This is a genomic window from Thalassotalea sp. PP2-459, from assembly GCF_001913705.1.
GTDB lineage: Bacteria > Pseudomonadota > Gammaproteobacteria > Enterobacterales > Alteromonadaceae > Thalassotalea_C > Thalassotalea_C hakodatensis.
The window spans coordinates 296543-318693 of record NZ_MKQD01000034.1 but is presented as its reverse complement, the minus strand read 5'-3'; the positions used below and the strand labels follow the sequence as shown (position 1 = coordinate 318693).

Sequence of the window (22151 nt, the reverse complement as noted above, 5' to 3'; positions counted from 1 at the left end):
ACATTTGTGAAAAAACAGAATGGATAGCATAGAAAATAGCGCAATATTATATTATCTCGCACTTACCTTGATTCACTTTTTGTGGCAGGGTGGTTTAATCGCGCTTACGTTAAAATTTTCTTTGGTATTAACTTCTTTTAAACACACAAATATTCGATACCTATTATCAACCACAGCAATGGCGTTGTGCTTGATTGTGCCAATGATAACCTTCTCCCTCATCTATCAGCCGGATATTAGCCCTTCTTTAATTTTACAACATGCTTTACCTACCTCTAATGCTGACGAATTATTCTTGGTCACAGACCCTCAAACTTGGCAACAAGATGTGCTTGGTTCACTACCTATTCTATCTATCCTTTGGTTAGCAACGGTTTGCATGCTTGCATTAAAATTATTCATCGAACTTTACCACGTCGTTCAATTACCAAAACATGGCGTTAGGTTGCCGTCTAAATCGTTAGATAACACATTTGAAGCCCTAGTAAAAAAGATTAAATTAACACGAAAGCCTAAATTACTCATTGCGTTACATTGTGATGTACCTATGGCGATTGGCTGGTTGAAACCCGTTGTACTAATACCTGCAGCAATGATAACTGGATTAACACCAGCCCAACTATCAATGCTAATGTTACATGAATTAGCGCATATCAAGCGTTATGATTATTTGGTCAATTTACTGCAAACGTTGATTGAAACACTGTTATTTTTCCATCCTGCTGTACGTTGGATTTCTAAACAAATGCGCAATGAGCGTGAATACTGTAGTGATGATATCGCCGTAGCACTGTCAGGCGACGCCTTAGCTTATGCGCATACACTTACCGATACAGCAAGCTTGTGCCATCACCATCGACATCACGCAATTCCAACAATGGCAATGGCAGCATCAGGCGGTGATTTAAAAAAGCGCGTACTTCGTTTAGTTGATCAACACCATTGTGCTAAAACAGATGAATCAGGAAAGTTTTTAGCTTCAGTGTTGATTATCGTTTCTATTCTTGCTGTAGCACTAAAACCATATATAAAAATGCCAATAGTCGATTTATCTTCCGGTTATATATCATTTGCTAGCTCAGCAAATGATATTCCCCGTTCTCTGTCTGAACATGAAGTGGAGTTATCAGAAGCTTCTATTGCGAATTTATTAATTAACCAAGATAAAGCTCCGTTGAGCCCTGAACAAACTGCTGCTCCAGATATCGTAAGCTCACCTATTACAGATCACATCACTTCCGATATGGTTATTGATCAAGAAGTCACTCAAGCGATTGCAAAACAAGAACAAAAGCTTAAAAAAGACATTAGTGCACCAGTGCCGACCAAAACACCATTGTCTAATGAGACAGTTTCAAACAACGTATTAACGAGTGACCAAACACCAAAAAATACGATTGAAACGATTTTACCTGTGACGAAAAAATCAGCATCAGATATAGCTTTTGAACGAACGAGTTCATCAAATAAAACGTCACGTCTTGATAACCCCTATTCGCAACAAATTGCGGCTTTAAATCATGAGCCAGAAGTTGATAAAAGTCAGCACCCAATAAAACGAACAGCTCCGCTCCCAATCCCACATTCGCGATTAGCAAGGTTTACTCAGCCAAAAGAAACAACACCTGTTAAGATAGCACCTCCGCCAGTTCGCTCTAAAGCGTTATTGCTAACCTCTCCTGATCCGAGATACCCCTCATCAGCAAAGCGTAAAGGCTTAGAAATCGACGTAGCTGTAAACTTTACCATCGATACCTTAGGCCGAGTGAAAAACATTGAGTTCGAAAAGAAAAGTAGAGTGAGTTATTTTAAAAGTGCGATCAGAAACGCAATGGCCAAATGGCGCTTTCAACCTGCAAAAATAAATAACAAACCTATCGAAAGTAAAATGACAAAAATATTTTCGTTTAGCTTGATGAAATAAGCGGTATCCAATAAATAATTATCGGTCGGTATCAAACAAAAAACCAAAGTAGTATTATTCAAACATACTACTTTGATTCTACTTACGATCATCTTAATGTTAAATTGCAGCGATTATCGTATTTACCTTCAGTAAAAAATAATGTCTGTCGTGCCTATACCACGTTATGAATCGTGATGCTTACGCTTACCTTTACGTTTACCATTTTGTTTATTTTTTCTTTTTTCTTGAAATTTGGCAAATTTTTCACGCTGTTCATCGTTCAAGACCAAATAGATAGCATTTTTAGTTTTTGCGCGTTGCAACGCTGATTCTGTTAATTGATCTTGGTTTTGCTGGTGTAGCGTTAAGAAAGCTTGCTCAGTAAAGTTTTCACTTTGCACTAACGCTTTCATTTCGTCACGAAATGCTTTTCTGCTTGCTTTATTTTGCTCTTTTACAATTTTTGCATCTTGATAAATCGTTTTAATCTGTGCTATCTGAGCATCATCTAGTTGTAAAAATCGCGCCATTCTTTTTAACTGATGCTTCGCCATTGATTTACCTTTATGGTGACGCATTTCTTTTTGGGCTGTATCTGTTGATTGATCTAACATCATTGCTTGAGCAGGTAGCGCTAATGGTAAAGCTAAACTGATTGCAACAATACAAGACTTCAATGATAATTTGTTCATAGTACTCTCCTCTAAAAGATTCACCATTATCATAACGAACTCAATGCAAAGAAACGCAAAGGAATGTAAAAGTTGTGTAAAGACTTCATGTCACCCCCTTCGCTCAGTTAATATAACAATGCAAGTACCAACAACAGGGATATAAACGATGACAGATACACGTACAATATTAATGATTGATGACGATAAAACGTTAACTGATCTGTTACGTGAATATTTGTCGTACGAAGGTTATCAACTTGAAGCGCGGCATGATGGTATTTCAGGCTTAGCAGCAGCACAAGACAGTAAATATTGTTTAATATTACTTGATGTTATGATGCCTGGGCTTAACGGCTTTGAACTGTTAAAAGCATTAGGCGGCAAGCATACAACGCCCATTTTAATGCTTACCGCAAAAGGCGATGAAACCGATAAAGTATTAGGGTTAGAGCTTGGCGCTGATGATTATCTTGCTAAGCCTTTTCAGCACCGTGAGTTATTAGCCCGTATCAACGCCATTTTACGCAGAATTGATATTGTCCAACAACAGCAAAACAACAATTCAAGTTACCATATTAATCATGTTCGGCTAAACCCCGCGACTCATGAAGTACATTGTCATGATCAACTCATTGAGTTAACTGGCACAGAATACCAATTACTCACGTTATTAATGGAAAACACGGGAACAATTGTGAGTAAAGAGCTCATATCACAACAGGTGATGCAGCGTAAACTGAGCCCATTCGATCGTAGTATTGACATGCATGTGAGCAATATCCGTAGAAAATTTTCAACTTACGCACAAGATGAAAAAATTAAAACTATACGTGGTGCTGGCTATATTTTCTTATCCGGAAGCGAGCAATAACGTATGTTGAAACTTAAGCAATTCCTTAGCTCAATTGGCGTGAAACTTTTTTTCGTTTTTTGGATCACCACTATTGTCTCGATTTCAATGACACATTTTCTCACCAGCCAATTAGATCAAGAAAATGTTATTCTGCCGTTAAATGCTAAAGATATGGATAAATTAGCCCTCATTACAAAACGGATCCAAGAAAAGAATTTTAAACACCCATCACAAGTGATCAAACGCAGTGATCGATTCATTCAACAAACATTATTTATAAAAGATCCAAGAACAAACAACATTTTTTACCATAATAAACGCTTTGCTAGACCTCTGGCGAAATACCTAAGGAAAAACGAAATCACCCATAACACCAGCGTTTTATTCCATTATGCACGTATCAGCGGCCCAACTAATCTGGAGATTCAAGGAAATAGTTATCAACTATTTATCGCTTCTCGTGTAAAAAGTAGCGACGTTAATGAAACAATCTTACTGCTACCTCATTGGGTACGTATTTTCGTGCCTATTTTATTAAGTATGTGTTTTTGTTGGGTGTTCGCAAAATATTTAACTCGGCCTGTACGCGCCATGGAAAAAACGGCTTTGACTATCGGCAATGGTGACTTCAAAGCTCGCGTGAAAAATAATGAAAACCGACGAGATGAATTAGGCCAGCTTGCCAAGAGTTTTAACTTAATGGCTGACAAGCTAGAAAATAATATTTCTGCTCATCAGCGTTTATTAGCTGATGTATCACATGAGCTAAGATCTCCACTCACCCGTTTGCAAATCACACTAGGTTTATTAGAAAAAACTTTACCCGAAGCTGAGAATAAACAAGATTTACTTTCTCGCTGTGAAAAAGAAGTAATGCAACTCGATGAAATGATTAGCAATGTATTAACACTATCTCGCCATGAAAACACCCTAGAATCAGTTCATATGGCACAATGTGATCTTTCTCAATTAATGGCAATAATTGTTGAAGATGCTCAGCTTATCGCTAATGAGAAATCAATTAATGTAAAGCTCAACGCAGAAACAAACATCTCTTTGGCTATTAACGAGTCACTTTTTATTAGCGCGGTTAATAACGTAATTTCAAACGCCATTAAATATAGTTTTGATCAACAAAGTATTGAGGTCTCACTGCGTAAACATCAAGAAAACATAGAAATTACCGTTGCTGATAACGGTAAAGGTGTTGAAACGCAACATTTAGCCAAGCTGTTTGACCCGTTTTATCGAGTATCTGATGCAAGAGACAGAGACAGTGGCGGCACAGGTTTAGGCCTTGCCATCGCCAAACAAGCGATAGACAAACACCAAGGGAATATCGTCGCAACGCATAATCCAATGGGTGGACTTATTGTGACCATCACTTTGCCATTCGGTCTATAATTCTATATTAGTTGTGCGCAGATAAAATGTAATATAGTACTGAAACTCATGAGTAATTTGAATAAAAAGAAGTTAGACGCAATTGCAAGCTTTTGGCGACAAGCGAAAACAGCCAGTTTTATCGGTATAGGCAATATACGTATTGCTTACGTTAATATTGTCAAAGATCCGCAATTACCAACCATTGTGATCTCTACTGGACGTAGCGAGAGTTATCTAAAGTATCAAGAACTTGCTTATGATTTATCCGCTATGGGTTATAACATCTTTATTCACGATCATCGTGGCCAAGGCTTATCTCAACGAATGCTATCTAACACGCATAAAGGCTATGTTGAATATTTTGATCATTATGCCGATGACTTAGCAACATTTATTACTAACGAAGTACAGCCTAATATCACGAATAAAAGTATATCAATACTTGCCCACTCTATGGGTAGCGCAATCACATTACGCATGTTACAGCGGCATTCAATATCTATAACATCGGCTATCTTAGCGTCAGCTATGATAGCCATAAATTTCGGAAAAACGCCTTACTGGTTAGCCAAAACGATTATTCATGTAGGGCATTGCATGAATCGCATGGCAACAGTAGAACCCTGGTACTTTCCTGGTCATAAAAATTACCAACCAGCATTGTTTACTAATAACCCATTAATGGGATGTAGTACTCGATTTGAACGATTTATCAATTTGTACCAACAAGAATCTACATTACAGTTGGGTGGTGTCACTTTTCATTGGTTAGCGCAAGCATTGCAAGCAAATCAGCATATTTTTCGAGAATTAACGAATATCAAAACACCGGTTTTTATATTACAAGCGGCTAATGATGTCATTGTAGATAACCAAGCACAAAACATATTCTGTCAACAGCTTCATCAGCTGTATCCACAGTTGTGCGCACACAAACCCAGAGTGTTTAACGACGCTAGGCATGAATTATTATTTGAACAAGAGTACATACGTGAAGACGTACTTGCTTATATTCATCAATGTCTTACCACAACGGATACAGGGTCATGATGAATGAACACCTCACAAGGCGCCAGTTGCGCTTCTACCGCTAACCTAATTTCTTCGCCTATTTCGTGTGCTTGATATAAAGGTAAGTCATCATCAAGTTCTAAATGACATTGTATAAAGCGTTTTTCACCTGCTTGCCGGCTTCGAATATCATGCACACCAATAGCTAGTTTGTGTTTTTTTACCACATCTTGAACGACCTTTAGCTCTGCGTCCGTTAATTCATGATCCATCAATTGGTCAACACTTCGCTTTAATATTCTAAACGCACCAACAATGAGAAAAGCACCAACAATGATAGTAAAAATGCCGTCTGCTCGTGGCCATAAATAATCGCTCAGTATTAATGAGCACAACACCCCAGCATTTAAGAGTAAATCAGATTGGTAATGTAAGCTGTCAGCTTCAATGGCCAAAGAATTTGTTTGTTTAAGTACCCACTTTTGAATAAAAACTAACAATAAGGTAAGTGCAAAAGCAACAATTGTTACCCATATACCTACGTGTGATTGCTGAATAATAACGGGGTTTGAAGTATGTTCAATACCATGAATAATAAGTAATATTGCCGATGCTAAAATAAAGGCTGATTGAAACAGCCCTGTTAAGCTTTCTGCTTTGCCGTGACCAAATTTATGGTTGTTATCGGCTGGCCTTAAGGCAATGGTTAACATGATAAGATTAATAAACGAAGCAGCAAGATCTAACAGTGAATCTGTTGAAGAGGCAAGCATGGCACTTGCGCCAGTAATAAACCACGCATATAACTTTATTGAAATTTGCACAACAGCAAACAGTACAGCACAAAACGCCGCGATTTTTACTAACCGTTGATAACTGGCCTGTTTTTTTGTCATTACTTTACGACACTATTGATACATAAGAACCATTATAGTGTACCTAACATACACTAAACTTTCTAACCAAAGCTGTTCTCTTCGAGATGCTTAGCGGTATAATACCGTTTTATTTCGATCGCGAGAATTCATTATGTTAGACGTGGTATTGTTTCAGCCGCAAATTCCGCCCAATACCGGTAACATTATTAGGTTGTGCGCCAATACAGGATTTAATTTACACCTCATTGAGCCACTAGGCTTTGATTTAGATGATAAGAAATTAAAACGTGCGGGGCTTGATTATCATGAGTTTGCCGCAATAAAGCGTCATAAAAATTTTGCAGACTTCGTGAATACCGAACAACCTCAACGTATTTTAGCCATCACCACTAAAGCCACAAATTATTACGGCGATGTTTCATTTTCTAAGGGTGATTATTTACTGTTCGGCTCGGAAACAGCAGGTTTAACAGAAGAAGTAAGACAGCAAATACCTGACGAAGATAAAATACGTATCCCAATGATTGCAGGCAGTAGAAGTATGAATTTATCTAACGCCACATCTGTGATCATTTACGAGGCGTGGCGTCAGTTAGGGTTTGAAAACTCGATATAAATATTATTCGAATTTACGTTCACGTGACAATAAATCAGACGCTGCTAATTTAGCGTCTTTACCACAATACAACACTTGGTATACCTGCTCAACAATCGGCATTTCAACATTAAGTCGTTGCGCCAGCATATGTACTTCTTTAGTGTTTCGGTAACCTTCAACCACTTGACCAATATCTCGCATTGCTTGTTCAACATTTGTGCCTCGACCTAACGCTAAACCAAAACGACGATTACGTGATTGATTATCCGTGCAAGTAAGTACCAAGTCACCTAAGCCCGCCATACCCATAAAAGTGGTAGGCTCGGCATGTAAGGCAGCACCTAAGCGCGACATTTCCACCAAACCACGAGTAATTAATGCTGTTCTAGCGTTAGCACCAAAACCAATGCCATCAGCCATTCCTGCGCCAATCGCAATAACATTTTTTACTGCCCCACCTAGTTGCACACCAATAAAGTCGTTATTGGAGTATACCCGAAAGGTTTTTTCACAATGTAATAAACGAGAAAGCTCATCTACAAATGACTGTTCTGTCGACGACACTGAAATTGCGGTAGGTAAACCTGCGGCCATTTCTTTCGCAAAAGTAGGGCCAGATAATACAGCCAATGCAATTTCATTACCTAAAATTTGACGAGCAACATCTTGCAATAAGCAACCAGTATCCGGATCTAACCCTTTAGTTGCCCATGCTATACGTGCATTAGCAGTTAAATCAGATTTAATGTTTTTAAGTAAATCGGCAAAAGCATGACTTGGCACCACGACTAATACATTATCACTTGCCGATACCGCCGATGATAAGTCATTGGTTACCGTTAATGTTTCTGGAAATTTAGCATCGGGTAAATAACGTTCATTTGACCGCGCCTTTTCCATGGCTGAAACATGTTTAACATCACGCCCCCATAACAAAGTGTTATGGCCATTACGAGCAAAACAAATAGCAAGGGCGGTGCCGTAAGACCCCGCCCCTAATATGGTAATATCCATTGCTGACTGGTGTGTCATTAGTGAGTTTCTGTACTCGCAGGCGCTTCCGCACCTTGCTCAGCTGAACGCTGTTGAACGTAAGAAGCAAATAATGCATCAAAATTAACCGGCGCTAAGTTAATTTGAGGGAAAGAGCCTCGGTTAACTAAACTAAATACCGCTTCACGCGCGTACGGGAAAAGTGTTGCAGGGCAAAATGCGCCAATAGTATGTGCAAGTTGTGCTTCAGGTAAGTTACCAATAGTAAAAATACCCGCTTGTTGAACTTCTGCTAAAAATGCCGTTTGTCCTTCAACCGTTGCAGTTACCGTAAGCGCTAAACACACTTCATAAGTGTCATCCGCTAACTTCTTAGAGCGTGTGTCTAAATCTAATTTTAACTCTGGCTTCCACTCTTTTTGAAAAATCGCAGGAGAGTTAGGCGTTTCAAAAGAAATATCTTTAGTGTAAACGCGTTGAATGGCAAATTGTGGCGCCTGTTCTGCGCCTTCTGTGCTGCTTTGATTTTCGTCAGCCATAATATATGTTCCTTAGTGAGTTGCTGTACATTAAACAGCGGTTCTATTTATTAAATAACGAGAGATCGGTGATCTGTGTTTATATTTTCTGCAATAAGTCATCAAGCTGGTTACGGGCATGTAAAGCAAATAACTCATCACAACCGCCAACATGGTGATCATGAATAAAAATTTGCGGTACAGTATATGCGCCATTAGCTCGCTTGATCATGTCTTCACGTCGTTTAGCATCACCGTCAATTTTAATTTCACGATAATCAACGTTCTTTTGATCCAACAGCATTTTTGCTCGCATACAAAAGCCACAAGTAACTTTGGTATAAATTTCAACAGCCATGACAAATTCTCAATTAATCAAATTATTTTGCTACTGGTAACCCTGCACCAGACCAAGCATTCATGCCACCTTTCAAAACACTAACACGGCTAAAACCTGCTTTAAGCATTTTATTGGCAACATTTGAAGCTGATACGCCAGCAGCGCATACAAGAATAATGGGTTTATCTTTCAATTTTTCAAGCGCAGTAAAGTCATCTTTATTCGCTTTTTCGCTGGGTAAGTGTTTCGCGTCTAAAATTCTAGCCGTTTTAAACTCTTTTTCTGAGCGTATATCTACCACAACCCCCTCTTCTCTGTTTACGAGAAAAGTCAATTCTTGAGGAGATAACTGTTTGATCGGAGAAAGCTTTATGCGAACACTTATGACTACAATCGCCAAAAATATACCAACCCAAGCAGCGGTTAACATAGGGTGATTCCCTAAAAACGCAATAAATTGTTCCATTTGTTTAATCGTATTTAAGTTCGAAAATTTTGCCGACAGTATACAGATTACTACGTTTTTTTACAGATTTTTCAATCATTCATTCCGTCTTTTATGCAATGATGAGGTTTATCCACAAAAAACTCACTTTTACCTTATTTTCCCCCGTTTAAAAATTTACCGCATTGCGATCAATATTATGGTTTTTGTTAGAACGATTTTGTCTAGTTCAAAAGCAGCAATTTATCATCGTAATTGATATACTTGGCAACAGTTTACGTTCGCTGAAAAATATATGTTAGGAACTGGCATGGCTAATAAAAAACCAACCGTATTAATTATTTTAGATGGCTGGGGCTATCGAGAAAACCAAGAATCAAATGCAATTCAACATGCAAAAACTCCGGTATTAGATAACTTATGGGCCACCAAGCCTAAAATGCTTATTCAAACGTCTGGAATGGCAGTAGGATTACCCGATGGTCAAATGGGCAATTCTGAAGTTGGACACGTAAATCTAGGTGCTGGACGCATTGTTTATCAAGACTTTACTCGTATCACGAAAGCCATTGCAGATGATGAATTTGATCAAGTGCCAGCACTTGTTTCTGCTGTAGATAAAGCAGTTGCTAACAATAAAGCGGTACACTTATGTGGCTTATTATCACCAGGTGGTGTACACAGTCATGAAGATCATATTCTTGCCATGATTGAGCTAGCACACGCTCGGGGCGCAAAAGAGATCTATTTGCATGCTTTCCTCGATGGTCGTGATACGCCGCCACGTAGTGCTGAGAACTCACTGATAAAAGCACAAGAAAAATTCGCGCAATTAGGTTGCGGTCAAGTCGCTTCTATAATCGGACGCTATTACGCGATGGATAGAGATCAACGTTGGGAACGTGTTGAAGCAGCCTATAATTTGATGGTACTCGGTGAAGCAGAATACCAAGCAGCAGATGCTGTTTCAGGCTTACAAGCCGCCTATCAACGTGATGAAAATGACGAATTCGTCAAAGCAACGGCAATTCCTGATGCAAACGGTCAAGCAATTACCGTTGATGACGGTGATGCCATTATATTTATGAACTTTCGAGCTGACAGAGCAAGACAGTTTACCCGTGCTTTTGTGGAACAAAATTTTGATGGTTTTACTAAGAAGAAAGCACCTGCGTTAGCCGATTTTGTGATGTTAACAGAATATGCCGCCGATATTGATGCGCCTAGTGCCTTTCCTCCAGAAGAGCTCAATAACGTATTGGGTGAATGGTTAGAAAAGCATGATAAAACACAGCTGCGTATTTCTGAAACAGAAAAATACGCGCATGTTACCTTCTTTTTTAGTGGAGGTAGAGAAGATACTTTTATTGGCGAAGAACGGGTGCTAATTCCATCTCCACAAGTCGCTACATACGACCTTCAACCAGAAATGAACGCGCCTTTATTAACAGATAAATTAGTTGCAGCCATAGAATCTCAATCGTATGATTTTATTGTCTGTAATTATCCAAATGGGGATATGGTGGGTCATACAGGAAACTTTGATGCCGCAGTTAAAGCCTGTGAAGCTGTAGATAACTGTATCGGACGCGTAATTACTGCGCTAGAAAATGTTGGCGGTGAATGTTTAATTACAGCAGACCACGGTAACGCAGAACAAATGGCTGATAACCAAACAGGTCAAGCTCATACCGCACATACTTGTGAACCGGTTCCACTAATTTTTGTTGGCCGTAACGCAACGCCCGCATCGACAGGTGCACTTAGCGATATTGCTCCTACTATTTTAAATTTGATGGCACTACCGCAACCAAAAGAAATGACAGGTTCAAATCTGATGGAGCTTACTTCATAATATCGCATGATACTTTTTCAGCGAGTTTATTCTTTAGTATGACAACACATAGCCTTTTGCAAGTATGGCGGGATAAAAAGCGAGTACTTACTCGCTTTTTATCTGTTGTGGTTCTGTTGTTCTCACCAGTACTATATGCGCAAGAAACCGCGACAGATGAACAACTCGATCAAGTAAAACAAGCGATCAAAAAAGAAAAATCTACTATTAAAGAGGTTGATCAGGAACGCGAACGTCTACTAAAACAACTTCAATCCGATGAACTCGCCATATCTCAGCAAACTAAATCGCTACGAAATACAGACAAAAAACTAGACAACACGCAACAAACGCTGCGTCGTCTGACGGAAGAAAAACAACAGTTAACCAATAAAAAACAGCAACAAGAAGCCCTACTAGCAAAACAGCTTAGAGCGGCATACAGTACTGGGCATCATGATTATCTAAAATTAATTTTAAACCAAGAAAACCCAGGTAAAGTCCAACGTACTGTTAGTTACTATCAATATTTAAATACCGCTCGCATAAAAGAAATAGAAGCCTTTCAATCAACAATTACTCAATTAAATGAAGTTGAACAGCAGCAACGATCGCAACAACAACAACTTGCTCAATTAAAAAAGAAACAACAAGTAGACAAGCAAGCACTTGAAACAGGCAAACAACGTAGAGAAAAAACAGTTAACGCTTTAAATAACCAACTAATGTCAGCAAAACAGCAGTTAGAAAAATTAGAAGCTGAAGAAGAAAGTTTAGTTGCAGCGTTAGCTCGAATCGCCCGTTTAAGTAAACAAGATTTTTCACTCAGCGGATTATCATCATTACGCGGCAAACTTAATTGGCCGGTAAAAGGCAGAATAAATCGCAGTTTTGGTTCGAGAAAGCAAGGCTATTTAAAATGGAAAGGCGTTTTATTAGCTGCGTCCTCAGGCAAAACAATATCAACCATTCACCATGGAGTCGTGCTATTTTCAGATTGGCTAAAAGGCTATGGATTGGTGACCGTTATTGATCACGGAGACGGTTATATGAGTTTGTATGGCCATAACCAAGCGTTATTAAAATCCGTTGGCGATAGAGTAGAAACGGGTGAACCCATCGCTCTTGTTGGGCAAAGTGGTGGGCAAAATCAATCAGCACTGTATTTTGAAATACGTCATAATGGCAAGGCGGTAAACCCTAAACTATGGTGTCGGTAATTAATTGTTCGTTAGTCTCGAAACTCAGCAGGTTACTTGATAGACTCATGAGAATAATAAAATAATACCTATCGCATGACTAAATATTCGCTCTTAGCATTCTTCGTTTTTTTTGCTTGCCAATGCATTGCCCAAAATGCACAGGTTGCCATTATTATTGATGATATTGGTTACCGAAAAACAGATAGCGAAACCTTAGCATTACCCGGTAATATCACCTTTGCGGTATTGCCTCATACGCCGTTTGGTAAAGTAATCGCAGAACAAGCCCATCAATCAAACAAAGATGTGATCATTCATGTACCGATGGAATCAACCTCAGGTAAGGCATTAGGGCCTGGCGCCTTAACTGCGGAAATGGATGAAACAGAAATTCGCCATACCCTGACACTCGCATTAGAAGAAATACCCTTTGCTGTTGGCATTAATAATCATATGGGCAGTAAGCTCACTACATTATACTCACCCATGGCATGGACCATGCGTTTTTTAAAAGAAAAAGAACTTATCTTTATTGATAGTGTTACCACTCGAGAGTCAAAAGCTAGAAGCTTAGCCAGACAATTTGATGTACCAAATTTAAGTCGTCGAGTTTTTCTCGATAATCAATTAGACCAGCACTATATTCGTCAACAATTTAATGAACTTATCTATTATGCTAAAAAAAATAAACGCGTAGTAGCCATTGCACACCCTCACCCTGAAACCATGCAAGCACTGCAAACACTAATTCCTGAATTAGCCAAACACAATATCGACTTAGTCAATATTTCAGCCCTACTTTCAACAAAGTCCCCTGTACTTTCAAAAATTGCTGCAGAAGACTAGGGCCTGTTACTTGAACAAAATTTTGTTTTTTTCCAGCAATTCAATAACATATTTAATAGGAATAGCATAAGTTATCCCACTAGGATTTGTGATCACCCCTTCTTTGGTTTTTTGCACAAACACTTTATTAATCACACCAACCACCTTACCTGTGGAAATTTCATATAAGGCACTACCACTGTTACCAGGGTAAGCGGTTGCATCTAATTGATACACTAAGTAAGGATCACGTAAACGTTTTAACATCGCGATATTAATTTTTTTAGCATCTGCAACAGGTGTTATCGTTGGCGTGATACTCGCAACAATACCTCTGTGTGTTACCGGATAAAGCCCTAATACTGCACCAATAGGAAAACCAGTAAACGCAACATAACTACCTTCTCGGATAAAATCACTATTTGATAGCGTCATAGCGGGTAAAGGGTCACCCTCAATGGCAAGTACAGCTAAATCATACTTCGCTGATGAATCAATCAAACGTGCTTTGCGCACAACTGCTTGCCGCCCAGAGCCAACGAATACCGCTAGTTGTTGTTTTAATGCAACGTTTAACGATTCAGGAACTACATGATGATTTGTGACAACAAATTTGCCGTTGCCGATGACAAAACCTGTGCCATGTAATTGATTTTTAGGCCGACCCGTTGGCGTATAAACACCAATTCCAACAACAGATGGTTTGATTTTTTCGAGGGTATCGGCTAACTCGCTCGCGTGTACTGCTCCACAAAGAACAAAACAACACCACATTATCCATTTTATCATCGGCTTACTTCGCACCTTATACGTTATTATTCTGAGATTAAATGTATCAAAAAGCCTCAGTAGCAAAAAACACTTTTGCATGAACTTTTATAAATTATTAGGCAATATTATGATTTTTGACCATAATTATATTGATAACAATAAGTTAGTTTTAAAGTGAAAGCTATGAATACTCAAAAAATTGTCCCTATTCTTGCTGGCGGCGGAACACGCCTTCCCGCCCACGTAGGCATTTTACAAGCGCTTCATGAATATGATCTCGACTTTGATCATATTGTTGGGGTTTCCGGTGGTAGTATTATTAGCAGTCTATATGCTTCAGGCTTATCCATTGCTGAAATTAAACATATCGCTTTAAACACAGATTATACAAAGTTTCGTGGTTATTCTTTAATTAAATTATTGCGTAATGGTGGCCTTAGCTCAGGTGATGTCTTTGAACGTTGGATCGATCGCCTGCTTCACGGCAAAACATTCAAAGAAATGCCGTTTAACTTACACATTGTTGCAACTGACGTAGCTCGCGGTAAACCCGTGATCTTTAACAAAGAAAATACACCTGATTTAAAAGTGTCGCTTGCGGTACGCTTCTCGATGTCAATTCCCTTGGTTTTTAGCTTTAAAACCTTTGATAAACATTTAATGGTTGATGGCAGCATTTTATCAGAAGATGCCTTACATCGTGATTGGGCAAATGATGGCACTCCTGTGGTTTGCTTTCGCTTGAAAGGCGATTACGAATATGACGATATCAAAATAAAAGGCATGTTCCCAATCGTGCAATATGTCAGCTTATTAATACGTACTTTTATGACCACCATATCCCGAGAATATATTAATGAGGCATTCTGGCATAATACGGTAGTCGTCAATACTGGTATTTCTTCAGCAGTTGACTTTGGAATGACATTAGCACAAAAAGAAGCGCTATTTTACAAGGGCTATCATACTGCCACGAAAATATTACCGATCAAAGTAAAAGCCCTATCCATTGATGTAAAAAAAACCGTAAAGCTTTAATTGTTCTTTCAAAGTAATTTAACTTGAAAAGCAAAGGCATAGCATCAATACACAATTTGTATTAACATAACATCAACATTTTATATTTACGCTTCTCGTAGGCATTAGCCATGACCAGCTTTGTTCATGAACTCATCTCAAGTTCAGCCAGCAAATATGCCGATAAAACTGCTTTAACCTGTAAGTCTACCAGCCTTACATATCAACAGTTGCAACACGAAATCACCACTAATGCTAATGGTTATAGCGCATTATCGATCACACGTTTCGATCGTATCGCTGTTTTACTACCGAAAAATATTACAGCAATCACCACTTTATTTGCATGTAGCCGAATAGGCGCAGTTTTTGTTCCGATTAATCCATTATTAAAAACAGCACAAGTTGAACATATTTTAGAAGATTGCCAAACAACGTTATTAGTCACCAATAAAGCAAGGTTTCATACCCTTAAAAATCAACTAAATAACCTCACGGCTTTACGCTATATATTACTGGTTGATGAACAAGAAATTGCTCACGAAACCATCGAGCACATTAGTGTCATATCTTGGCGTTATTTTCGTGAAAATAAACGAACCGCACCAATTTCTAGGCCGATAAAATCAACCGATATGGCGGCTATTTTTTACACTTCGGGCAGCACAGGAAAGCCCAAAGGCGTGGTACTATCCCATCAGAATATTGTTATCGGCGCACACTCTGTTAGTAGCTATCTACATAACAACGAGCAAGATGTGATTCTTGCTGCATTACCCATTAGCTTTGATTACGGGTTTAGCCAACTTACTACAAGTTTTCTCGCTGGTGCGAATGCAATTTTGATTGATTACTTATTACCACAAGATTTGCTCAAAGCAGTAGAGCAACATAACGTCACTGGTCTTGCAGGTGTACCGCCGTTATGGGGGCAATTAGCAAAGCTTAATTGGCAAAAGTACAACACCACAAGTTTGCGGTATTTTACCAATTCTGGTGGTGCACTACCTGAAAACATTTTATCTACATTACGAGCAGCAGTACCTGATGCGCTACCTTATATGATGTATGGGCTTACAGAAGCTTTTCGTTCTACCTACTTGCCACCAGAAAAAATTGATTGTAAACCCAACTCAATAGGCAAGGCCATTCCAAATGTAGAAATATTTGTGATTAATGACCAAGGAAAAGAATGCACGGAGAATGAACCTGGCGAGCTTGTGCATACCGGACCATTAGTCTCTTTAGGGTATTGGAATGCACAACAAGCAACACAAATGCGTTTTAAACCATCCCCTTGTTCACCACAAGGTATAAAATTACCTGAAATAGCTGTGTATTCAGGTGATACCGTGACAAAAGATAAAGAGGGTTATTTATATTTCATTGCTAGAAACGATGAAATGATCAAAACATCAGGTTATCGAGTAAGTCCCACTGAGATTGAAGAAGTGTTATACCAACATGCAAATGTTTTAGAATGTGTGGTTATCGGTATAGAACATTTAATGCTAGGACAAGGTATTATAGCACTTGTCTCGAGTACGCAAGAGGCACAAACATTACAAGACGAACTATTGTTGCATTGTAAAAAAACACTGCCAACTTACATGATACCAGAAGCTTTCATTGTTTTATCAGAACTACCACATAACGCAAATGGTAAGCTTGATCGTAGTTTACTAACATCAACGTACCAATCTTTCTTTTCGGATAAAGTATCATGAGTAAATTACATGCCCCTATGTCACAGTTTAACATTGATCAACAACAGCTATTGATTGGTGACAAAACCTTAGCACAAATTGAAATGCTCGTTGGGCAAACTCCCTTTTATGCTTATGATGCAAACATCGTTAAAGATACTATTACGGCACTCAAAGCCACCTTACCACCTCAAGTAAGCTTGCATTATGCTGTTAAAGCGAACCCTTACCCGCCACTGGTCAATTTTATTAAACCGTTAGTAAAAGGCTTTGATGTTGCTTCAAAAAAAGAGTTATTACTGGCACTACAAACAGGCATGCCACCAGCCAATATCAGTTTTGCAGGCCCAGGAAAAACCCAAGAAGATATCACGGCAGCTATCGTTGCCGGTATTACCTTACATGTTGAGTCAACAAACGAACTGGCGAGCATCATTGAGCGTGGTAAACACCTTGATACCACACCAAATGTAGCAATACGGGTAAACCCAGCATTTGAACTGAAAGCTTCTGGTATGCGAATGTCAGGGGGAGCTAAACCCTTCGGTATCGATGAAGAGTTATTACCTGAAGTGCTATCAACACTTGATTATGATGCGGTAAATTTTAGAGGTTTTCATATTTACTCAGGCTCCCAAAACTTGCAAGCAGATGCCATCATAGAGATGCACAATAATACCTTTGCACTTGCAGAAAGGCTGATGCACATCACAAAGAGTAAGATCGACTATATTAATATAGGTGGTGGCTTTGGCATTCCATATTTCCCGGGGGATAAACGGTTAAACACCGCGCCTATAATGGAAAACTTAACGCGCTTATTTGCGCAACATGTAACGCTTTCACACGTAGAAATGATCATTGAATTAGGCCGATACCTCGTGGGTGAATGTGGTGTTTACGCAAGTAAAATAGTTGATATTAAAACATCTCGAGAGCAAAAGTTTCTCGTGTGTAATGGTGGTTTACATCACCACCTTGCCAACTCGGGTAATTTCGGACAAGTGATCAGAAAAAATTATCCTGTGTCGCTCGGCAATAAATTATTGTCTGGAAGTAGCGATACAGAATGCGTGACTCTTGTTGGGCCGCTGTGTACACCGCTTGATGTTCTAGCAAGTAAAGTTGAACTACCCAAAGCAAATATTGGTGACTTTGCTATTATTTATCAATCGGGTGCATATGGTCCTACTGCTAGCCCGCAAGACTTTTTAAGTCAGGGAAGAGTAGCTGAAATTTTACTATGAAGAAAAAAATTAGCATAAAATTAGTAAGGTATTTTTACCAGATACTGTTATATTTAAACTTAAGTGATAAAAGGCGTTTTCTGATTATATGAGCGGATATTCTATAGCAAAGAACTTTGATCAATTTTTTAAGATCAGGTTTGCTAACACCAAGGAACTTCAACAAGAAGCCTACAAAATCCGGTACGGAGTCTATAGCGAAGAGCTAGGCTGGGAGCCTAGTAACGAAGAGCGAATGGAAAGTGACGACTGCGATGACTTCTCTTACCATTGCTTATTAGAACACCGACGAACAGGAATTTACGCAGGTTGTATTCGGTTGATTATTCCACCTGCCGAAAACCCGTCTTATCAGTTACCTTTCGAAGCACACTGTTTAGAGAGTGCAAAAAAAGAGGTATTAGATACACAAAGCTTACCACGAGGAGGCTTTGGTGAAATATCTCGACTTGCCGTTTTAGCATCGTTCAGACGCCGTGAACAAGAAAAAAATAAACCTTATGTTTTAAGTAATGTTGATCCAGATACCATGTATTCAGCAGAAGAGCGTCGCAACTTTCCAAACATTGCTATTGGGCTTTATTTAGGTGGTTTAGCGTTAGCCAGTATGTGTCACCATGTTGGCATCATGGTAATGATGGAGCCAAGGTTAAACCGACGATTACAACGCTTTGGCCTTCCCTTTAAGCAGGTTGGCGAAGAAATGGATTATCATGGGCGTCGTGCAATGTTTTTCTTAGAAGAAGAGAACTTCTACGTTGATCTAAACGAACAAATGCAAGAATTGTATGAGATCGTTTATCAAGAGTTATCCACTCAAATTCAATTAAAACCATATGGAAGTGACGGACAATTTGGGATCCCCGAAATTTATAGAGCCCCCACTACATAGGCAAAAAAATGTCACAACAATTTGATTACGATTTAGCTTTTTCTCGTAATATTGGCTGGTTTACAGAAGAAGAACAACAGACACTACGCAACAAATGTGTAGCGATTGCAGGCTTAGGTGGTGTTGGCGGCGATCATTTTTTAACCCTGGTAAGATTAGGCATTGGAAAGTTTCATGTCTCTGACTTCGATGAGTTTGGCTGTGAGAATACCAATCGACAAGTAGGAGCCAACATTAATAGTTATGGTGCTAAAAAATTAGACACCATGGTTAAAATGGCTTTAGAAATTAATCCGGAACTTGAAATAAAAACCTTTGATGAAGGTATCAACGCTAACAATATCCATGAGTTTTTAGCCGGTGTAGATTGCTACGTAGATTCTCTTGATTTTTTCGTAATGGATGCTCGACGTTTAGTCTTTGATCAATGTTCGAAAAAGCAAATACCTGCAACGACTGCTGCACCTATTGGTATGGGAACAGCTTGTCTGAACTTTCTTCCAGGTGAGATGACATTCGAGCAATATTTTCGCTTAGCAGGCCATACTGAAAATGAGCAATACTTAAAATTTTTTCTTGGCTTAACCCCTGCCGCGCTACAAAGTGCCTATTTAGTGGATCCAACAAGACTTGATTTAGCCAATAAAAAAGGTCCTTCTACTTTTATTGGTTGCCAACTAGCCGCTGGCGTTGCTGCATCACAAGTGATGAAAATTTTTCTAAATCGCGGCAAAGTGCTCAATGTCCCTTGGGGTCTACATTTTGACGCCTATACAAATCAGTATAAAAAAACATGGCGACCAGGTGGTAACAATAACCCTATTCAAAGATTAGCTTATATCATCGCCAAAAAGAAAATGGCGATTTAAACCAACTGTTTCATTCACTGCTAGAAAGGTACGCTTTGTGCTCAACCATTCCGATTTAGAAACCATCATTAAAGCCGCGATATTTGCGCCTTCAGCTGATAATAGTTCACCATTTACATACGAGTACCATAAAAACGGGGTTCTCAGTTTTTACATTGATGAAACACGTTCTGGAAAAGCAACTGATGAAGATTATATTTTATCGGATATATCACTTGGTGCGGTGGTAGAAAATACAGTGATTCAAGCAGAACAACTCGGCTACACCGCTCAAGTAAATATTTTACCATCACCAGAAAATGCTCCTCGTCATGTTGCCGACATTAGCTTTAAGCAAAGCCATTCGGCAACTCATAACCTTGCAGATGTAATCGCTAAACGCTGTACCGATAGACGATTTCCTTTCAAAGGACCCGTGAAAGATGAAGTATTAACTCGATTAGCACAAGCAGCAGAATACCATGATGCTAAGGTTACCTTTTTTACTGATAAATCAGCAAAAAAATCAGTTTTACCGGTAATGCGACACGCTGAGAGTTTACGCTTTGAAAGTAAAATACTTCATCAGGAACTATATTCTTCGGTTATTTTTAATGATCCGAAGCCACAAGAAGGTATGCCTGTATCAACGCTGGAAATTGAACCACCAGCAAGACCCTTTTTTAAAATGATGTCGAATTGGAAAACAATTAGCTTTTTCAATAAGCTTGGGGTATCAAAAATACTCGGCTTTCGTTCCGTTCAGGTACCTATTAGTTTTTCTCCGGTACTCGCCTTGATTTCTATCGCGGATAATACTCGCGCATCAGTGATAAAAGGGGGCCAAGCATTACAACGCTTTTGGTTACAAGCTGCTATGGAAGAATTATCCGTTCAACCTTATGCAGCAGCGCCTATATACTCATTAAGAGGGTTAAACATTGAACCAGAATTCATGCCTAATATTGAGCAGATCAAACAAGATATGAAAGATATATCTCCTGATGGACACCACGGCTTAATGTTTTTACGACTAGGTTATACAGCAAAACCTGTCAAGCATCGTACTTTAAGACGTACAATGACCTCTTATCAACGCCAAACATAGCACTACAGGTACATTCTACAGATAACTAAACAATGCTTAATGGTGACAAGTTACGCTAGCTTGTCACCATGGTTTGAAAAAGTTCAATTATGGCTTAGCAATAAAACCCACCGCGTTATAAACGGCTTTCAATACATGCTCTGCCCGCTCAGAAGCTTTCTCTGCGCCTTTTTGCATCACGCTATTCATAAAAACTTCATCATTGCGATATTCATGAAAGCGCGTTTGAATTGGCTCTAACATTGCCACGACAGCATCTGCTACATCACCTTTTAAATGCCCATACATTTTATCTTCGTATTGTGGCACTAATTCCGTTATTGATTGCCCTGTCGAACATGACAATAACGTTAATAAGTTTGATACCCCTGGCTTTTCTGCCACATCAAAATAAATACGCGCTTGCTCATCTGAGTCAGTGATTGCACGTTTTATTTTTTTGCTGATTTTTTTAGGATCTTCTAACAAGCCAATAAAGTTGCCTGGGTTTGTATCTGATTTAGACATTTTCTTAGTGGGATCTTGCAAACTCATAATACGCGCACCAAATTCGGGTATCTGAGGTTCAGGTACGTTAAAAATATCACCATATAAATTATTAAAACGTGTCGCAATATCACGGGCTAATTCTAAATGTTGCTTTTGGTCGTCCCCAACTGGCACTTCATTGGCACCGTATAACAAAATATCTGCCGCCATTAGCACCGGGTAAGTGAACAAACCTGCGTTCATATTTGCTTCTGACTTTTGAGACTTATCTTTATATTGGGTCATGCGATTAAGCTCGCCCATTTGCGTATAGCAATTTAACACCCAGCTTAATTGGGCATGCTCTGGTACATGTGACTGAATAAAAATAGTGCTTTGCTCAGGATCAATGCCACAGGCTAAATATAGTGCAAGGCCATCTAGCGTTGCTTTTCTAAGAGCATCTGCTTCAGGACGAACCGTTATCGCATGTTGATTCACCAACATATAATAACAGTCGTGACTTTGTTGCATATTTACCCATTGCTTTAATGCGCCTAAATAATTACCAATGGTTAATTCGCCCGACGGCTGACAGCCACTTAATACTACTGGTTTTGTCATTTTCTTT

Annotated in this window: 22 protein-coding genes; 14 read left to right on the top strand and 8 right to left on the bottom strand. The window is 39.0% G+C overall.

What is annotated here, in order from left to right; translation table 11 throughout:
- Positions 1–19: 19 nt before the first annotated feature.
- Positions 20–1924: a M56 family metallopeptidase gene (locus BI291_RS07605; RefSeq protein WP_074497892.1), complete on the top strand. Its 1905-nt coding sequence runs from the start codon at positions 20–22 to the stop codon at positions 1922–1924.
- Positions 1925–2088: 164 nt separating this feature from the next.
- Here BI291_RS07605 and BI291_RS07600 read toward each other — a convergent pair whose 3' ends face one another.
- Entirely contained in the window at positions 2089–2598 is a 510-nt protein-coding gene (locus BI291_RS07600; protein WP_074497890.1) for a Spy/CpxP family protein refolding chaperone, read from the bottom strand.
- Between the two features lie 148 nt (positions 2599–2746).
- Between BI291_RS07600 and BI291_RS07595 the strand changes: the two genes are divergently transcribed.
- Genes BI291_RS07595 through BI291_RS07585 form a run of 3 tightly spaced genes read left to right on the top strand, consistent with a single transcriptional unit; the run spans position 2747 to position 5869 of the window.
- Complete coding sequence (locus tag BI291_RS07595) at positions 2747–3451, top strand: response regulator (RefSeq protein ID WP_074497887.1); 705 nt, start codon at positions 2747–2749, stop codon at positions 3449–3451.
- A gap of 3 nt (positions 3452–3454) precedes the next feature.
- Positions 3455–4837: an ATP-binding protein gene (locus BI291_RS07590; protein WP_074497885.1), complete on the top strand. Its 1383-nt coding sequence runs from the start codon at positions 3455–3457 to the stop codon at positions 4835–4837.
- Between the two features lie 48 nt (positions 4838–4885).
- Positions 4886–5869: an alpha/beta fold hydrolase gene (locus tag BI291_RS07585; protein ID WP_074497883.1), complete on the top strand. Its 984-nt coding sequence runs from the start codon at positions 4886–4888 to the stop codon at positions 5867–5869.
- Here BI291_RS07585 and BI291_RS07580 read toward each other — a convergent pair.
- Entirely contained in the window at positions 5836–6726 is an 891-nt protein-coding gene (locus BI291_RS07580; RefSeq protein ID WP_074497881.1) for a cation diffusion facilitator family transporter, read from the bottom strand. The genes BI291_RS07585 and BI291_RS07580 overlap by 34 nt on opposite strands.
- Positions 6727–6859: 133 nt before the next feature.
- On the opposite strand from BI291_RS07580, the gene trmL reads away from it, so the two are divergent.
- On the top strand, positions 6860–7324 hold the full coding sequence (trmL, locus tag BI291_RS07575; RefSeq protein ID WP_074497878.1) for a tRNA (uridine(34)/cytosine(34)/5-carboxymethylaminomethyluridine(34)-2'-O)-methyltransferase TrmL: 465 nt from the start codon (positions 6860–6862) through the stop codon (positions 7322–7324).
- 3 nt (positions 7325–7327) lie between these two features.
- Here the strand turns inward: trmL and gpsA are convergent, their stop codons facing one another.
- The 4 genes from gpsA to BI291_RS07555 all read right to left on the bottom strand — a co-directional run bounded on the left by gpsA (position 7328) and on the right by BI291_RS07555 (position 9623).
- Positions 7328–8338, bottom strand: coding sequence for an NAD(P)H-dependent glycerol-3-phosphate dehydrogenase (gpsA, locus tag BI291_RS07570; protein ID WP_074497876.1), 1011 nt, complete (start codon positions 8336–8338; stop codon positions 7328–7330).
- The gene (gene secB / locus BI291_RS07565) at positions 8338–8838 is read right to left on the bottom strand and encodes a protein-export chaperone SecB (protein ID WP_074497874.1); all 501 of its coding nucleotides are present in this window, start codon (positions 8836–8838) and stop codon (positions 8338–8340) included. The genes gpsA and secB overlap by 1 nt, the downstream gene beginning before the upstream one ends.
- A 79-nt stretch (positions 8839–8917) precedes the next feature.
- Entirely contained in the window at positions 8918–9175 is a 258-nt protein-coding gene (gene grxC / locus BI291_RS07560; protein WP_074497872.1) for a glutaredoxin 3, read from the bottom strand.
- A 22-nt stretch (positions 9176–9197) separates the two neighbouring features.
- Positions 9198–9623, bottom strand: a complete 426-nt coding sequence (locus BI291_RS07555) for a rhodanese-like domain-containing protein (protein ID WP_074497870.1) — start codon at positions 9621–9623, stop codon at positions 9198–9200.
- Positions 9624–9912: 289 nt separating this feature from the next.
- Between BI291_RS07555 and gpmM the strand changes: the two genes are divergently transcribed.
- The 3 genes from gpmM to BI291_RS07540 all read left to right on the top strand — a co-directional run bounded on the left by gpmM (position 9913) and on the right by BI291_RS07540 (position 13484).
- Positions 9913–11457, top strand: coding sequence for a 2,3-bisphosphoglycerate-independent phosphoglycerate mutase (gene gpmM, locus BI291_RS07550; RefSeq protein WP_074497868.1), 1545 nt, complete (start codon positions 9913–9915; stop codon positions 11455–11457).
- Between the two features lie 38 nt (positions 11458–11495).
- The gene (locus BI291_RS07545) at positions 11496–12656 is read left to right on the top strand and encodes a murein hydrolase activator EnvC (protein ID WP_083601952.1); all 1161 of its coding nucleotides are present in this window, start codon (positions 11496–11498) and stop codon (positions 12654–12656) included.
- Positions 12657–12731: 75 nt separating this feature from the next.
- The gene (locus BI291_RS07540) at positions 12732–13484 is read left to right on the top strand and encodes a divergent polysaccharide deacetylase family protein (protein ID WP_074497865.1); all 753 of its coding nucleotides are present in this window, start codon (positions 12732–12734) and stop codon (positions 13482–13484) included.
- 6 nt (positions 13485–13490) lie between these two features.
- Here the strand turns inward: BI291_RS07540 and BI291_RS07535 are convergent, their stop codons facing one another.
- The gene (locus tag BI291_RS07535; RefSeq protein ID WP_074497862.1) at positions 13491–14252 is read right to left on the bottom strand and encodes a serine protease; all 762 of its coding nucleotides are present in this window, start codon (positions 14250–14252) and stop codon (positions 13491–13493) included.
- 165 nt (positions 14253–14417) lie between these two features.
- Between BI291_RS07535 and BI291_RS07530 the strand changes: the two genes are divergently transcribed.
- The 6 genes from BI291_RS07530 to BI291_RS07505 all read left to right on the top strand — a co-directional run bounded on the left by BI291_RS07530 (position 14418) and on the right by BI291_RS07505 (position 21052).
- The gene (locus tag BI291_RS07530) at positions 14418–15272 is read left to right on the top strand and encodes a patatin-like phospholipase family protein (protein ID WP_074497860.1); all 855 of its coding nucleotides are present in this window, start codon (positions 14418–14420) and stop codon (positions 15270–15272) included.
- 110 nt (positions 15273–15382) lie between these two features.
- Complete coding sequence (locus tag BI291_RS07525; protein ID WP_074497859.1) at positions 15383–16978, top strand: acyl-CoA ligase (AMP-forming), exosortase A system-associated; 1596 nt, start codon at positions 15383–15385, stop codon at positions 16976–16978.
- Positions 16975–18204, top strand: a complete 1230-nt coding sequence (locus tag BI291_RS07520; protein WP_074497858.1) for a pyridoxal-dependent decarboxylase, exosortase A system-associated — start codon at positions 16975–16977, stop codon at positions 18202–18204. Before BI291_RS07525 ends, BI291_RS07520 begins: the two co-directional genes overlap by 4 nt.
- Positions 18205–18292: 88 nt before the next feature.
- On the top strand, positions 18293–19096 hold the full coding sequence (locus tag BI291_RS07515; RefSeq protein WP_074497857.1) for a PEP-CTERM/exosortase system-associated acyltransferase: 804 nt from the start codon (positions 18293–18295) through the stop codon (positions 19094–19096).
- Between the two features lie 8 nt (positions 19097–19104).
- Positions 19105–19965 (top strand): ThiF family adenylyltransferase, encoded by an 861-nt coding sequence (locus tag BI291_RS07510; RefSeq protein WP_074497856.1) that lies wholly within the window; start codon positions 19105–19107, stop codon positions 19963–19965.
- Between the two features lie 37 nt (positions 19966–20002).
- The gene (locus tag BI291_RS07505; RefSeq protein WP_074497855.1) at positions 20003–21052 is read left to right on the top strand and encodes a hypothetical protein; all 1050 of its coding nucleotides are present in this window, start codon (positions 20003–20005) and stop codon (positions 21050–21052) included.
- A gap of 87 nt (positions 21053–21139) precedes the next feature.
- Here the strand turns inward: BI291_RS07505 and trpS are convergent, their stop codons facing one another.
- A complete protein-coding gene (trpS, locus tag BI291_RS07500) occupies positions 21140–22144 on the bottom strand; it encodes a tryptophan--tRNA ligase (protein WP_074497853.1) in 1005 nt (334 codons plus the stop codon).
- Positions 22145–22151: the final 7 nt, after the last annotated feature.